The organism is Halomonas qaidamensis, from assembly GCF_025917315.1.
In the GTDB taxonomy this organism is placed as follows: Bacteria; Pseudomonadota; Gammaproteobacteria; order Pseudomonadales; family Halomonadaceae; genus Vreelandella; species Vreelandella qaidamensis.
In genome coordinates this window covers 2,799,736-2,814,077 of the sequence record NZ_CP080627.1, presented here as the reverse complement: position 1 = coordinate 2,814,077, position 14,342 = coordinate 2,799,736, and the positions used below count along the sequence as shown (strand labels likewise).

17 protein-coding genes, 1 tRNA gene and 2 pseudogenes are annotated in these 14,342 nt (G+C 53.6%); 11 read left to right on the top strand and 9 right to left on the bottom strand.

What is annotated here, in order from left to right; translation table 11 throughout:
- The first annotated feature begins 5 nt into the window (after positions 1 to 5).
- The 6 genes and pseudogenes from K1Y77_RS12740 (at position 6) to K1Y77_RS12720 (ending at position 6,001) form a co-directional block, all read left to right on the top strand.
- Positions 6 to 962 (top strand): ABC transporter substrate-binding protein, encoded by a 957-nt coding sequence (locus tag K1Y77_RS12740; protein ID WP_264428872.1) that lies wholly within the window; start codon positions 6 to 8, stop codon positions 960 to 962.
- A 68-nt stretch (positions 963 to 1,030) separates the two neighbouring features.
- Positions 1,031 to 1,999 carry a FecCD family ABC transporter permease gene (locus tag K1Y77_RS12735; RefSeq protein WP_030073734.1) on the top strand — a complete coding sequence of 323 codons (969 nt, stop codon included), beginning with the start codon at positions 1,031 to 1,033 and terminating at the stop codon, positions 1,997 to 1,999.
- Positions 2,000 to 2,058: 59 nt separating this feature from the next.
- Entirely contained in the window at positions 2,059 to 3,210 is a 1,152-nt protein-coding gene (locus K1Y77_RS12730; RefSeq protein ID WP_264428870.1) for a FecCD family ABC transporter permease, read from the top strand.
- Positions 3,211 to 3,259: 49 nt separating this feature from the next.
- A pseudogene (locus tag K1Y77_RS17405) lies at positions 3,260 to 3,358 on the top strand (hypothetical protein); the annotation flags it as partial.
- Positions 3,330 to 4,091, top strand: coding sequence for an ABC transporter ATP-binding protein (locus K1Y77_RS12725; RefSeq protein ID WP_232222399.1), 762 nt, complete (start codon positions 3,330 to 3,332; stop codon positions 4,089 to 4,091). The pseudogene K1Y77_RS17405 and the gene K1Y77_RS12725, both read left to right, overlap by 29 nt.
- Before the next feature lie 74 nt (positions 4,092 to 4,165).
- Positions 4,166 to 6,001, top strand: coding sequence for an ABC transporter ATP-binding protein (locus K1Y77_RS12720; RefSeq protein ID WP_264428868.1), 1,836 nt, complete (start codon positions 4,166 to 4,168; stop codon positions 5,999 to 6,001).
- A gap of 22 nt (positions 6,002 to 6,023) precedes the next feature.
- Here K1Y77_RS12720 and K1Y77_RS12715 read toward each other — a convergent pair whose 3' ends face one another.
- A complete protein-coding gene (locus tag K1Y77_RS12715; RefSeq protein WP_264428866.1) occupies positions 6,024 to 6,599 on the bottom strand; it encodes a hypothetical protein in 576 nt (191 codons plus the stop codon).
- 142 nt (positions 6,600 to 6,741) lie between these two features.
- Here K1Y77_RS12715 and K1Y77_RS12710 point away from each other — a divergent pair.
- Positions 6,742 to 6,818, top strand: a tRNA-Ile gene (locus K1Y77_RS12710).
- A gap of 78 nt (positions 6,819 to 6,896) precedes the next feature.
- Here K1Y77_RS12710 and K1Y77_RS12705 read toward each other — a convergent pair.
- The 3 genes and pseudogenes from K1Y77_RS12705 to K1Y77_RS12700 form a co-directional block, all read right to left on the bottom strand.
- Positions 6,897 to 7,421, bottom strand: a complete 525-nt coding sequence (locus K1Y77_RS12705) for a tyrosine-type recombinase/integrase (protein ID WP_432613059.1) — start codon at positions 7,419 to 7,421, stop codon at positions 6,897 to 6,899.
- Between the two features lie 6 nt (positions 7,422 to 7,427).
- Positions 7,428 to 7,628, bottom strand: a pseudogene (locus K1Y77_RS17430) (phage integrase); the annotation flags it as partial.
- Between the two features lie 75 nt (positions 7,629 to 7,703).
- Complete coding sequence (locus tag K1Y77_RS12700; protein WP_232222390.1) at positions 7,704 to 8,054, bottom strand: DUF411 domain-containing protein; 351 nt, start codon at positions 8,052 to 8,054, stop codon at positions 7,704 to 7,706.
- Between the two features lie 105 nt (positions 8,055 to 8,159).
- Between K1Y77_RS12700 and K1Y77_RS12695 the strand changes: the two genes are divergently transcribed.
- Both K1Y77_RS12695 and K1Y77_RS12690 read left to right on the top strand, forming a co-directional pair.
- Positions 8,160 to 8,402, top strand: a complete 243-nt coding sequence (locus K1Y77_RS12695) for a hypothetical protein (protein ID WP_264428861.1) — start codon at positions 8,160 to 8,162, stop codon at positions 8,400 to 8,402.
- Positions 8,403 to 8,462: 60 nt separating this feature from the next.
- A complete protein-coding gene (locus tag K1Y77_RS12690) occupies positions 8,463 to 8,777 on the top strand; it encodes a hypothetical protein (protein WP_030073662.1) in 315 nt (104 codons plus the stop codon).
- A 193-nt stretch (positions 8,778 to 8,970) separates the two neighbouring features.
- On the opposite strand, the gene K1Y77_RS12685 is transcribed toward K1Y77_RS12690, so the two are convergent.
- Entirely contained in the window at positions 8,971 to 9,270 is a 300-nt protein-coding gene (locus K1Y77_RS12685; protein ID WP_264431479.1) for a hypothetical protein, read from the bottom strand.
- 58 nt (positions 9,271 to 9,328) lie between these two features.
- Between K1Y77_RS12685 and K1Y77_RS12680 the strand changes: the two genes are divergently transcribed.
- Positions 9,329 to 9,478 (top strand): hypothetical protein, encoded by a 150-nt coding sequence (locus tag K1Y77_RS12680; RefSeq protein WP_156963068.1) that lies wholly within the window; start codon positions 9,329 to 9,331, stop codon positions 9,476 to 9,478.
- A gap of 345 nt (positions 9,479 to 9,823) precedes the next feature.
- Here K1Y77_RS12680 and K1Y77_RS12675 read toward each other — a convergent pair whose 3' ends face one another.
- Both K1Y77_RS12675 and K1Y77_RS12670 read right to left on the bottom strand, forming a co-directional pair.
- On the bottom strand, positions 9,824 to 10,327 hold the full coding sequence (locus tag K1Y77_RS12675) for an opioid growth factor receptor-related protein (RefSeq protein ID WP_264428858.1): 504 nt from the start codon (positions 10,325 to 10,327) through the stop codon (positions 9,824 to 9,826).
- Positions 10,320 to 10,841, bottom strand: coding sequence for a gamma-glutamylcyclotransferase family protein (locus K1Y77_RS12670; RefSeq protein ID WP_035536730.1), 522 nt, complete (start codon positions 10,839 to 10,841; stop codon positions 10,320 to 10,322). Before K1Y77_RS12670 ends, K1Y77_RS12675 begins: the two co-directional genes overlap by 8 nt.
- A gap of 1,061 nt (positions 10,842 to 11,902) precedes the next feature.
- Here K1Y77_RS12670 and K1Y77_RS12665 point away from each other — a divergent pair.
- Positions 11,903 to 12,409, top strand: a complete 507-nt coding sequence (locus K1Y77_RS12665; RefSeq protein ID WP_264428856.1) for a peptidase associated/transthyretin-like domain-containing protein — start codon at positions 11,903 to 11,905, stop codon at positions 12,407 to 12,409.
- Between the two features lie 159 nt (positions 12,410 to 12,568).
- On the opposite strand, the gene K1Y77_RS12660 is transcribed toward K1Y77_RS12665, so the two are convergent.
- Positions 12,569 to 13,279: a Crp/Fnr family transcriptional regulator gene (locus K1Y77_RS12660; protein WP_030073649.1), complete on the bottom strand. Its 711-nt coding sequence runs from the start codon at positions 13,277 to 13,279 to the stop codon at positions 12,569 to 12,571.
- 199 nt (positions 13,280 to 13,478) lie between these two features.
- Positions 13,479 to 14,198 carry a Crp/Fnr family transcriptional regulator gene (locus K1Y77_RS12655; protein WP_030073648.1) on the bottom strand — a complete coding sequence of 240 codons (720 nt, stop codon included), beginning with the start codon at positions 14,196 to 14,198 and terminating at the stop codon, positions 13,479 to 13,481.
- Between the last annotated feature and the right edge of the window lie 144 nt (positions 14,199 to 14,342).

The following is a 14,342-nucleotide window of genomic DNA, read 5'->3' as shown; positions in this document are numbered from 1 at the left end:
CACTTATGGATTACTCGTCACTACGCAAGGGATTGATGGGGATTGTAGTAAGCGGACTGTTGTTAGGTGGATCGTTAGTGAGTGGAACATTGGCAAGCGTTGCTCACGCACGCACGCTGGATACTGCTTACGGAGACGTTGAGGTTAGCGATGCACCACAGCGTGTTGTTACTTTATATGAAGGCGCGCTGGATGCCGCCCTGGCGGCAGGCGTTACCCCCGTTGGCGCAGTCACCACCCGCGGTGGCGATAATGTTGCTGAGTACGTGGAAGCTCACTTCAGTGGCGAGCGTCCTGAGATTGTCGGCGTGGTACGTGAAATCAATATTGAAGCCGTACTGGCTCAGCAGCCCGATTTAATTCTGGCGGCTGCTCAGCTACCAGAACCGCAGTATCGTTTACTTTCTCGCATCGCTCCCACTGTGGTGCCGCATGCTCAGCCGTTAGCGCCCGATAGTTGGGAAGCGGAAGCGCGGCTTTATGGCCAGGCGCTCAATCGTGAAGCGGAAATCGAAGATGCCATTTCAGCCGTTGATCACCGTATTAGCGAATTAGCCGCCGCGATTGATGATGCTAACGCAGGTGGTACTGCAGTGCTGGCGCGCTGGATGCCCAATGGCCCGATGGTGATGTCCAAAGCGCTGATCGCCACTGGGCTATTAGCGAAAGTGGGGTTAGAGGTCCAGGATGCCGGTCTGGTCGATGAAGGGCACCCCCATAGCGATATACTCAGTCTTGAAAATCTTTCCCAAGTGGACGGCGATTGGCTGTTCTTAGCGACGCTTAACGCCGATGGCCAAGCGGCCTTAGATGCCGCCAAGCAAAGCGCCGCCTTCACCCGTTTGGACGTAGTTAAACAAGACCAGGTCGTACCGGTGAATGGCCAGCTGTGGAGCAGTGCTAATGGCCCTTTAGCCGCTCAAGCTATTTTGGATGATATTGAGAACGCATTGTTGCCGTGAAAGATGCCGTGACATCACTACCTAGCGCAGTGAGCAGCGCCAGTCGGCGCTATGCTCCCCGTACATGGATGCTTATTCTGCTCACCGCCCTTGTGGCGGTGAGCGTCGTTAGTTTGCTGATTGGAGCGGGTGAGGTGGGGCCGCAGCGAGTGCTGGGGTTGCTGCTTAGCGCAAGCGACAGCGAAGCGCAGTTTATTGTTTGGGAGCTGCGCACTCCGCGCACCTTGATTGGCATTGTTGTTGGTATTGCGTTGGGCGTTGCCGGTGCGCTGCTACAAGCCATTTCCCGCAACCCACTCGCCGAACCTGGTTTGCTAGGGGTAAGCGCCGGGGCAGCCTTTGCGGTAGCACTGGCACTGGTGCTAGGGGCTAGCGCTGCCACGCTGCGTATTTCGGTTGCCCAGTTAGGGGCGTTGGTGGGCTGTATTTGTGTTCTCAGCGTGGCGCGTTTTCGCGGTGTGGGGAATGACCCCGTGCGCTTGGTGCTAGCAGGGGCGGCGTTTTCTGGGCTGTTAGGTTCGCTCACCTCATTAATGCTGCTGTATGACCAGCGCGCTGCCGATGAGATTCGTTTTTGGGTGGTAGGCAGCCTGGCGGGAAGACGGTTGGATGATCTTGTGGCGGTGCTGCCGAGTTTACTGGTTGCTGCCATCGCGGTGGTTATTATGGCGCGGCCACTGGCGGCGCTGGCGCTCGGTGAACGAGCGGCGAGTGGCTTGGGGCATCACCCCACACTGATCCGCTGGGTAGCCGTAGGCTGCGTGGCCTTGCTGGTGGGCGCAGCGACTGCCATTGCCGGGCCGATTGCCTTTGTAGGGCTGGTGGTGCCATTTGTAGCGCGCGCGTTTGCAGGGCCCGATATTCGCCGCACGTTGTGGTTTTGCCTGCCAATAGGCCCCCTGGTTGTACTCACGGCTGATATTATCTCGCGTGTTGTCGTCGCTCCTTCCGAGCTGCCATTGGGTGTGCTCACCGCGCTATGTGGCGCGCCGGTATTGATAGCGGTGGTGCGTGCTAAACGGTTACCCATGCTATGACGCTTTTTTTAACACCCTGCCGATCAGGCATCGTGGTGTCATTTTGGTGATGTGTTGATATGAAAATAATGGCGAATCATTCGTCTTTAACGGGCGTTGCCACCCGCCGAAGCCATGCTGTTACAAACCATGCTGTTCCAAACCATGCCGCGGAACATGCCGATAGCGTACTAGCGCCAGAGGGCTACTGGCATATCGCGCTGCCCCGTTGGGGCTATAGTTTTTTGCTCGAAAAGCGCGCGCTAGCCGTCAATATGGGTTTGTTGGTTGCGCTGCTGGCAGCGTGCTTGCTTTATCTAAGCTTAGGTAGCGTGCCGCTGGCACCAAGCGCGGTTATTCCTGCCGTGTTAGGTAAGGGCGATATGATGACGGCCTTTATGGTTCAGGAGCTGCGTCTGCCGCGTTTAATCGCTGCTTGCTTTACCGGAGCGGCGTTCGCACTTTCAGGCATTTTGATGCAAACCCTGGCACGCAATCGCCTAGCCACGCCCGGTATTATCGGAATTGATAATGGTGCGACGGCGTTTGCAGTGGCTTCTATTGTGGGCATGGGCGTGTCGATTGCACCGCCAGCGATGGCCTTGGCTGGGGCGACGACCGCCGCCGTGCTTACCTTTGGCCTCGCGGCAGGCAGTGGCACGCAGGGGTATCGATTTATTGTCGCGGGCATTGGCGTGGGGGCAATGTTTGGTGCTGTCACTCAATTAATGCTGGCACGGGTAGCGATTGACACCGCCAATGCCGCCTACCCATGGACGGTAGGATCACTCAATGCCCGGCCAGGCGGTGCTGTGCAATTGTTGGGTATTGGCTTGGCATTGGGGATTATTGCCGCCTTGGCGTTGGCGCGTTCACTGACGCTACTGCGCTTTAACGACGCCACTGCCAGCGGTCTCGGAGTTCGTGTCAAAGCCCGCAGGCTACAGATCCTGATGCTATCTGTCGTGCTTACCGCTTTTGCTGTTGCCGTAGCGGGGCCGGTGGGCATGGTCGCGCTGATTGGCCCTGAAATTGCCCGCTCGCTTTCCAGCGCCCGCCAGGTGCCCATACTAGCCGCCACGCTGGCGGGAGCACTGGTGATGGTGCTGGCCGACCTTGCTGGGCGCACTCTCTTGGCACCGATTGAAATTCCCGTGGGCATTGTCACGGCGGTGGTAGGCGGGCCCTGGCTGCTATGGATATTAATGCGCCCACAACGGAGCCGCCCATGAACAACTCGTCTCTTTCGCCAGAACTTATTTCAGCAGAACATATTTCACCAGAACTTATTTCCCCCGAGCATGTTTCACCAGAGCATGTTTCACCAATGCTTGCCACCAATGCGCTGTGCATGAGCTATGGCCAGCGCCGAGTGATTGAAGACCTGGGCGTTAGCCTGCCCAGCGGGCAGGTTACTGCCATTGTTGGCCCTAACGGCTGCGGTAAATCAACGCTACTTTCTGGCCTTGCTCGTTTGCACAAACCAGACAGCGGTGCGGTACTGCTGGATAGTCAGGATATTCAACGCCTGCCTGCGCGTCAGTTAGCCACCCAGTTAGCACTGTTGCCCCAGGAGGCGGTGGCTCCAGAAGGGCTAACCGTCACTGAATTGATTCGCTTTGGCCGCCAGCCCCACCAAGGCTGGCTGCGTCAATGGTCGGCGGAAGACCAGCGCGTGGTGCAATACGCGCTCGATGCTGCTGGTTTGGAAGACCTCGCCGACCGGCCGTTAGAAGCGCTTTCCGGAGGGCAACGCCAGCGCGCCTGGATCGCGATGACTATTGCCCAGCAAACGCCGCTACTGCTATTAGATGAGCCGACCTCTGCGCTAGACTTAGGCCACCAGATTGAAGTGTTTGAGTTAGTGCGCCACTTAGCTTGCCATGGCCGCACGGTCGTAATGGTATTGCATGACCTCGCCAGTGCCTGCCGTTATTCAGACAACCTGATTGCCATGCGCGATGGCCAGATTATTGCTCAGGGGGCGCCCGCTGAGGTGGTGACGCCTGAGTTGGTACGCGAGCTTTACCAGGTAGATTGCACGCTGCTGCTTGACCCGGATACCGGCAGCCCCTTGCTGGCTAACGTGCGTCGCGTGGCTCAGTCGGCATAAGTGCCACTCAGTAACTTCAGCCCATAGTTCTCGTTCTCTCTCTATTCTCTCAATAACTTCTAAAAGGAACCGATGTGGCTTCTTCACCACCTCACGCTCAAGCGACGTCTTCAAACCAAAGCTTTCAAGCGCTCGTGCGGCTGCTGCGCTATGCCAAAGGGTATCGGCGGCGGATTGCTGCGGCCACCGCCTGCTCCATTATTAATAAGCTATTTGATATCGCTCCGGAAATTCTGATCGGTGTGGCGATTGACGTAGTGGTGAACCAGGAAAACAGCTTTGTAGCGCGGCTGGGGTTTGAAACGCCCCATCAACAAATCACCATTCTGGCGGTGCTGACGTTCTTTATCTGGGCGGGGGAGTCGCTGTTCGAGTACCTGTTCCAAATTCTCTGGCGCAACCTTGCCCAGCGGCTACAGGCGGATATGCGCCAGGACACCTACGAGCATGCCCAGCGATTGGACATGGCATTTTTTGAATCAAAAAGCTCCGGTCAGCTCGTTGCCACCATGAACGACGACGTGAACCAGCTGGAGCGTTTCCTGGACGGCGGTGCCAATGCGCTGATTCAAGTGGGCGTGACCGTAGTAGCGGTGGGTGCGGTGTTCTTTGTGCTGTCGCCGCTTATCGCTTTATTGGCGTTTACCCCAATTCCACTGATCATTTGGGGTGCCTTCTTCTTCCAACGTAAAGCTGGGCCGCTGTACAGCGATGTGCGTGAAAAAGTTGGTGACCTTGCCAGCCGCCTTTCTAATAATCTAAGCGGCATTGCCACTATCAAAAGCTTTACCAGTGAAACACGGGAAGCCGAGCGCCTGCGTGATGCCAGCGAAGCCTATTTAGAAGCCAACCGCCGGGCGATAAAGGTCAGCTCCGCGTTTATACCTGTGATCCGTATGGCGATTTTGGCGGGCTTTCTCGCCACCTTTACCGTCGGCGGCATGATGGCGCTGAACGGCAGCCTGAATGTAGGTGCTTATGGCGTGCTGGTTTTCCTTACCCAGCGTTTGCTGTGGCCGCTCACCGGCCTTGCCCAAGTGATTGATCTGTTCGAGCGCGCAATGGCCAGCACCAAGCGTATTCTTGACCTATTGGAAGTGCCAATTACGGTTAAAGATGAGAGTACAACGCCTCTTACTGCGCCCGTGAAAGGCGAAGTGTGCTTCGAAGCCGTGAGCTTCCACTATGCCGCGAGCCAGGTGGGGGTGAGTGGCGTTGATCTCCACGTGCCTGCAGGCAACACCCTAGCGCTGGTAGGTGCTACCGGTTCCGGCAAATCGACCCTGATCAAATTGCTGCTGCGCTTTTACGACCCTGCCAGCGGTCGCGTACTGGTCGATGGTCAGCCGATCACGGAGGTCAGCATGCACTCGCTGCGCCAAGCGATAGGGTTGGTGAGCCAGGATGTGTACCTGTTTGAAGGCAGCATTCGCGACAACATTGCTTACGGCAAACCCGATGCCTCGGAGGCCGAGATTATTGACGCCGCCAAAACCGCCGAAGCCTGGAGCTTTATTGAAACGCTGCCCCAAGGGTTGGAAACCCCGGTTGGCGAGCGAGGGGTATTACTCTCTGGCGGACAACGTCAGCGGCTTTCGCTGGCCAGGGCGCTGCTTAAAGATCCGCCGATTCTAGTGCTGGATGAAGCCACTAGCGCGGTGGATAACGAAACTGAAGCTGCTATTCAGCGTTCGCTAAAACGCATCGCCCATGGCCGCACGGTGATTATGATTGCCCACCGGCTTTCGACCATTGTGCATGCCGATGAAATCGTGGTGATTGAGAAAGGCCAAGTGGCTGAACGCGGCAACCACGCAAGTCTGCTGGCGGCTGATGGCCACTATGCTGCCCAGTGGCGAGTACAAACCGGCGCTGCCCTGGCAGGAGATGTGGAGACACTCAGCCACTGAAAGGAGAGGGATTGACAGCGTACTAGCGGTTCACCAGAAGCGCATTCAAGGTGACCGGTACATGCTCGTCAATCTCCTGATAGCCCAGCAACGACAGCACGGTTCGCACCGTGCTGTTAGCCATCAGCGCGCGGCCATCCATCGCCATCGGTTCAGCATGGGTAACACGCACCTCGTTCAGCCCTTCACGGGTAAAGCGCAGCGGTACCGCTTCTTCCTGGTTGATCAAATCGGTTTGCACCCGAAAGCTAAGCGTTTCCACCATGGATTCACCAATGTCTAAGCCATCCAACCGCTCGGGTGGCATTTGCGCAACCAGCGTGACCAGCGTGGTATTGGCCAGTAACCCCACCCACGGCGGCAAATCACCAAAGCGAGTCAGCAAATCCGTTTGGCTCAAGCGCAACGGCAGGCGCAGGGTGCCATCGGCAGAAAGATCGCCCTGCAAATTATTCACCTGATGGTGATGGGTTTGTGGGGCGTTGCCATCTAATTGGGTAATAGACGCTTGTACCCGCGACTGACCAGGATCTAGCTGCCAATCCGCATGTACCGGCACCGCCAACAATAGCGGGATAAGAGCAATCAAAGCTTTCACAGCGCGTCTCCGCAGTAGGAACTCACTACCAGACCCCATACTTTTCAATAAGTGCCCCTAAAAAATTGCTGCTATTGCCACAAGATAGCGCTACAGGGGGTAGCCTCGCCCGAACACATTCGCTATTATATGCACGCTTTGCGGGCCTATAGCTCAGTTGGTTAGAGCAGGGGACTCATAATCCCTTGGTCGTAGGTTCAAGTCCTACTGGGCCCACCATTAAATCAAAGACTTACCCTCCTAAGTGCCTTCCCCCGCTGTACCTTTTTTTGCCAGTGTCTACAAACTGTCTACAGTCTAAAATTTTGGCCCGTACGTGACGGCTTCCGTCAGGTGGTCAGGGGCTACATGTGCATAACGCATGGTCATTTGAATCGATTGATGACCGAGTATTTTTTGTAGTGTTAATAAGTTGCCGCCGTTCATTATGAAGTGACTTGCGAACGTGTGTCGTAGGACGTGGGTTCGCTGTCCTTTAGGAAGGGTAATACCTGCGTTATTAATAGCATTGGTAAACGCTTGGTAGGCATCGCGGGGGAAAAGCCATCCGATCTGCGGCCCGTGAGCTTTAAGGCGTTGGTAAAGTTCGTCAGAGAGAGGCACCGAACGACTTCGGCCATTTTTGGTGTCGACATAGGTAACACGGCCATCCCTAACCAATTCAGCGCGCAGAAATTGGACTTCACTCCATCGGGCTCCAGTAGCCAGGCATAAAGTAGCTATTAGCGTGACGTGCTTGTTACGCGACTGCTCTAGCTGCTCAAATAGGGCTTTGATCTGTTCATGGGTAAGGTAGCTTAGTTCGCGTTCTGGTAGCCGTATGGCTTTGATCGAGGCAAAGGGGTTGTCACCATGCCATTCCCCTAGCTGTATGAGTACGTTAAAAACAGCGCGAAGATAAGCTATATCGTGGTTAACGGTATTGGGTGAAAGCCCTTGTTCTAGCCGTGACTGTCGAAATTTAGCAACGCTAGCCGGACGGATCGTATAGGCATAAGGATTATCCATGAGGCCTACTAGCTGATGGAGCTTAGATAGACGTGATTAACGCCGCTTCTCAACTATTGGAAGCGGCATTTCTTGCTAGTGGGGTTCTAGTTTCGATCAGAGGGTCATGAAGTGCGCGGCCTCTCCGTTGCGGAACTGATAGACATCCCAGTCACCCTGTTTGGGCCCCGGCATGCCGGGGGTGCCGATAGGCATGCCAGCTAGGCCGATGCCACGGGTGTCCGGGCGTTCCTCAAAGAGCTTCTCCACTGCTTCGAAGGGTACGTGCCCTTCGATGGCGTAGTCGCCCATTTGGAGGGTGTGGCAGGAGCCGAGATCATAAGGCAGGCCGATGCTCTGTTTGATCTTGCCCACTTCAATATTGTCGACGATCTTCACCGTTACCCCGCGATCCTCAAGTTGTCGAGCGTATTCGTCACAGCAGCCACATTGTGGGTTCTTAAACATGGTCGCTTCGACGGGCAAGGCGGCCTGAGCGGTGCACAGTGCCCAGCAGTAGGGTGGCGGAGAGCAGGAGAGTAGGGCCAAGACGGTTCATGAGCGGGCCTCCGGATGGTTACGGGACGTGCGAGAGGAAGAGAAGAGGTACTTGGCAAGGGCGGCGATGCCGAGGCCGAGCAAGCTGAGCATGGCAACGGGCATGATCCAGGCCAGCCAGGGCAGGTTGCCTATCAGGGCAGTGCAGTGTGCAATCATGGTCATACCTCCTCAGTGGCCAACCCAGGTCACGCCGTTGGGACCCTGGCCAGTGTCATGGCGGTTGATAACGGCGCCAGCCTCCAGGTCGATGACTGAGAGGCTGTTACCTCCGGCATTGGTGACGTAAGCGAATCGGCCCTCCAAGTCGCTGACCACATGGGCTGGATGGCTGCCCACCTCGATACTGGCCACGGGGCTGCCGGTTGGATCATTGGCTGGGTAGAGCTTGAGCCTGCCGGTGGCATCACCGTGGGCATGCTCGCCACCGTGGCCATGGTCGTTGGATTTCGCTTCGCCAACGGCCATCAGGTAACGGCCGGAAGCGCTGACCTGGACATTGTGGGGCGCAATGCCGATGGATTGGTTAGTGGCATCACCATTCGTCAAATTGAGGTGTGTGAGGGAGGCACCATGCTCGTTGGCGGTGACGACGACTCCCGCGGGCAGGGCGCTGGCGAGCGTCGGGGTTGAGGATAGGGCCAGTCCAGCGGCCATGAGCCAGCCGAGGAGCCGTTGCTTCCCGTTGAGCGAAAATGGGGAAGGCAGGGATGCTTGGCGCGCTATTGCGAGCGATGAGAAACGTATAGACATGTTTAACTCCTGATGAACGTAATGTTGGACGCGAGAGTGTGTCGCGAACCGATGGCAGATCGTCTACGTTCGATCAGGTTCTGGGAGGGCGTCTGGGGGTAAGCGGAAACTGTGGGGATAACGCCATGGCCGGTGAGTTAGCTAGGCGTTCCGGGCCAAGCACGAGCAATCGCGTCTGGCTCATGGCGGTGGTGCAGGTGACGCAGGATGAGGCGTTATGGTCATGCTCTACGCTTTGGCTGTCACCTGAACGGCCGTCAACCGAGTGGCCATTATCCAACATCCACTCGGCAGTGGCACCGCAATCGACTTGATGGTTCTCCATGGCGCCGTGACTCGACATCGTGACTATCGCCAACAGCAGTGCGAGCAGGAGGGTCAGCCAGCGACCTCCTGTGCGTTGCGTGGGTTATGTCTGAGTGAGTCGATACATGATGAACTCTCCTAAGTCAGGCTTTCAGCTTGCCTTATTAGTGGCCGTCGCTTCATTGATCCAGGACAGCTTTTCTTGCGAGTTGGATGATGAGAGGCGGGGGGCAGTGCTGCTGGTCGATGCTTTTTTTGTTACCAGTTGCTCTTAAAGGAATACGGCAGATCGATTCCCACATCCTGAGATTGCTTTTGGTCCGCTCAGAATAGGTGCATGACATGGAAGCTTTTGCGGCGGTTATGTTTTTATATTGATGAGTAAGTAAGCGATGATTGCAGTTTTTCAAAAATGCTCATTTGGAAACCTCCCCCCTTCAATTCATAACAGCCCAAACGTTGCCAGGCCAAGCCCTTTAGCACGAAGATTGCTTCTATGGCTGATTTTGTAGGCTTCAATGGCGAATAGCTGGGGAACAATACTGCCTTCTATGTAGGCGATTTTTGCATTATTTCTTGTTCAATAGAGTGTTGGTAGTAGGAACAGATGGAAAGCTGTTTTAAATGGCGTTTCGCCAAAACTGGATTGACGTTTCCGATACCACACCATGACGAGTGCCATTATCGATAACGGCGTGCTGCAACGCGCTTGCAATATTTGGCTGGTGACATAGCGCTAACGACCGAATGATGCGGGTGATACGCAGGTGATTGTGGCCACCGGCTTTTAACCAATTATACGTCTGAATTGACAAGGTGGGCTGAGCGGTTATGACGCTATCGTCACGCTGAAGTCCATAGAAGGCTAGCATCACATCAAGCGAGCGCTGCTGGTGTTGGCGTAAACGCGCTTCATGCTCAAACGCTGCTTGTATCTTAGGAGTTAATAGCGGCGCAAAGCCATTAAAACGGCCTGCTTCAGGAATTGGAAATAGCCACTGTATATAGTCGTGGGTATGTTCTAACCAGAATGAAGAAAGTGCCCAGATATCGTCAAGATGGCGCCCTTTATGGTCGTGACCCTCCCCATAATAAAACGCGAGTAAGCGTGCATCATTATCCATGATGCCCCCTGATTAACGGCTCATCGAGCTCGTGTAGGGCCATTTCAAGTGCGTGGCGTTCGTTATCGGGGTCTTGGTGGGCTTCTATGCGCTCAAGTGCACGAATATAAGCTGCTGGCAGGCCATGCTCACACGCACCGGCCAATACATGATGCTTGTACCAGCTATAAGGTCGCATACCGATAGCGCTCGTTTTGCCAACATACGCTTGCACTTCAAACTGCCCTTCGCCAGTGAGGTCTGTCACCGTTAGCCAGGTTTCATCGTAGGCAACGTTAAGTCCTTCATAGCGGTCTAATGTCAATTTGTGGTGAGAAGCTACTTCCCAAATTACGCCATACACGGCTGATTGCTCTGATGCTGGCACGATATCACATTTGCCTGAACCGTCCCCGCCACGCTGGTGAAAAGCAAGGCGATAGGAGGGCAGCAGGGCAGTAGTCACAAAGCGTGCCGGAATGCGGGCTGCTAAGCGCTTGGTAGACATGTTAGAGCCGTATGCAAAGCAGAGCATGGCTATCTCCTTAAAGTGACTTAGCCGTGTTATGAACGGGCAGTGCGCCTCCTGCTGTTTCAGGCATATACAACAAATCAGCAGAGCTCTTTTTCAGCACTAGGGTGGTCATTCGACCAGGGTTACGTGGAATCAGCTGAAGAAGCGTCATATGGCGAAAGAGCTGATCGCAAGTATATGACACGGTGATGCCAACCCTAGCAGTCATGATGAAAGTTAATATAGTTTAACGTGCCTCACAAAACTTAGCGACTCTCTTGGACACGGCACTGTTTCTACGGCTATTAAATAAGCGCGGCGATGCCATAGTGTGGCACTACATGGATTGGGTTGAACATCTGTGCTGTCGCACTCGAATTTTTGATGGGCTGCCGGTGTTAGCATCAAAAATGGCTTAAAAAGCCCACGAGAGAGTATTTTTCTCAATAAGTCCGGTTCGCCTACGTTTATTGTCGCTTTGCTTGATTAAGCTAATACTAATGATTTAGTTAAGTGTTGGTAAGATAGACTTTTTCTTTTGCCAGTATAATGATATCCTCACTATTATTAGTAAGCGCTCACATGCTTAGCATGTTGGATATAATAAGACACGAAATGTCGAAGCTTTCGTTCGCTCTCCTTACAACGCTTTTTGCCCCGCCTTTAGTTGAAATAAGGACACTGAAAGTCTTTACCTCTAGAAAGATCATGAGCGGTATCGACCATTGTAATAATGAGGTTGTGTTAAAAGATGCCATGAGCTTTGTACTGTAACTATTAGGCCAGAGCCTGTGTGGCCAACATATTACGGATGGGTGTGGGAACACATAGACGAGAGAAGTAAGTGAAAAGTTATTTTATTCCCACTGGATAACTAAAGCATTAAAAACTTACTTTACAGATTACTATAAACCCACGATGGGTTCCGCTAGGGCAAGAATAATACTCAAGTGGTTTGAGAACGTTATTGAGAATAAAGAATTTGGCATAACGCCAGATGCGCGGCCATGGTGTCCGCGTAATAGAAAAGTGGCAGAAGCCGCTAAGAAGAACATGAATCAAAAGGGATCATTGTAATGAAAATGCTTAAGATGACTGCTGCTATTGCCACCGTATCGTTGATGACAGGGTGCGCCACTATTGTAGGCGAAAAGGAGCAAAGCATCACGATCAACAGCAGTCCGAGCAATGCAAATGTGATAATTACGGATGAGCGCAGTATGCAAGTGCATTCCGGAAATACACCAACAACAGTGCAGTTGCGTAAATCGGATGGAAGCTATTTCGGCGGTAAAACATATACCGTTGAGATTGCCAAAGAGGGTTATGAAAGCCGCACAATGATGATTAACTCCAGCCCCAATGGTTGGTATATCGGCGGAAACATAATTTTCGGTGGTCTAATTGGTTGGTTAATTGTCGACCCTCTTACTGGCGCAATGTACAACCTTACGCCTGATACTCTCAATGCATCGCTAGGTGAAGGCGTAGCTACCACTACCGATGGCGACTCTGAAATCACGTTGGTACTGATTGAAGATGTACCTACTCACATGCTGGATGAGATGCAGTACTTGGGTAAAATTTAAGTAGCCGTACCTTGGCAACATTGCAGTAGAGGAAGCATCGCCTTAGGGCGGTGCTTTCGCTTATCTCCCTGGGTATGAAAAGCGTCGCCAGTTCAAATAAGGGCGACGAGGTGAGTTAGTTTATTAGCAGGGCCAGGGCGTAGACTGGTCAGCGTTTCCCTAGCGCATCAACATCCTAGTATAAAGTGCGCAGTCATCGGTATAGCATTTGCAGGCGGCTTTGATTAAGCCTGAGCGATCAATGATGATAATTTCACCACGGTGATAACGGATAAGGCCGCGTGTTTGCAGCGCAATGGCCGCGAGCGTAATACCAGCTCGGCGTACGCCTAGCATCATGGCTAAAAACTCGTGGGTCAGCTGCAGGCTATCCGACTTGGCGCGATCTTGGGTCATTAAAAGCCAGCGGGCGAGGCGCTCTTCAATTCGATGAAAATGAATACAGGCCGCTGAGTTAGCCAGTTGGCTGATAACCACGTAGAGGTATCGTTTTAGCCGCTGGTGCAATACAGGTGCGTTTAGCAGCAGCTGTTGAAAGCTGGCCGCGTTAATGCGCAGAGCTAGCCCTTCACCTTGGATTAATGCGAGCAACGGTGTTTCTGCGATACCGAGCACCAGTGAAATGCCTAGCATGCCCTCACGTCCTGCCATCGAGACTTCCAGCCGGCTGTCCATCGTCAGAATAACAATCTGTGAAATGAAGCTATCGATGGGGAAGTAGACATGGGTGATGGTATCGGTGGGCTGGAACAGCACTTCTCCAAATGAGAGCTGTACGGTGTCGCAGATGGCCATCAACGCATCCCGCTCAGCGGTAGGTAGCTCAGCTAGTAATTGATTGGCATCGGTAGCGTGAAAAACAGATGTCATGTGCCTCTCCGGTTATTAGAAAAACCTGGCAAACGGCACAATGAGGGGGGTAATCATTTCGATGTCGGCTGCAGATAGGCCATCATTTATCAACAACGGACTACCTACATATTACCATTAGGTTAATCAAGCGTCGGCACGCTAGCGTACACAAGGCGCTGCTGTTTTTTGTAATACGTTAGTGGCTGCGCCTAATTGTTCACATAACGTTATGGTGGTTAAGCAGGCGGTCGTACTCGTCTTTGACGACCGAATAGCACTCACATACACGCTCTTCAAGGCCTTGCCGATCCAACACATTAATATGCCCACGGTGATAAGCGATCAGGCCAGCCCTTTGCAGTTTACCTGCTGCTTCGGTAACCCCCTCACGACGAACGCCCAGCATGTTGGCAATTAATTCCTGTGTCATGATCAGTTCATTGCCCCACAGCCGGTCTAGGCTGAGTAGTAGCCAGCGGCATAGCTGCTGATCAAGATTATGGTGGCGATTGCAAACCGCCGTTTGAGCCATTTGTGTTAGCAGGGCTTGGGTATAGCGTAACAGCAGTCGCTGCATGGTTCCTGCGCGGTAGAACTCGTTTTTGAGCAGCTGGCCCTTTAGACGTAACGCCTTTCCAGCACTCTGCACAATCGCTCGGCTGGGCGTGGTCTCACCGCCCATAAATAGCGACACGCCCACGACTCCTTCATAGCCGACAACGGCGATTTCCGTTGAGGCACCGTTCTCCATTACGCATAGCAACGAGACGATGGAGTCCAGCGGAAAGTAGACATGATTCATGTGCTGTCCTGATTCACATAGTGACTGCCCCAAGGTAAGCGCCACCTCCTCAAAGTGGGGCATTAGGCGTCTTAGTTCTTCCTCTGGTAATAAGCCAAGCAATGCATTTTTCTGAAAAACATGCGGTTCAAGCATTGAATACCCCCGATTATTCCTAGCTGTCACGCAAGTGTTGATTACGGTTGGTTATGTAAGGCTAGTGATAGGCACATGCCTCTCAAGTATAGAGGCTCAGGAGGCAATCTCTGTACGCTATCGCACATAGCGCTGTTTAAGCCG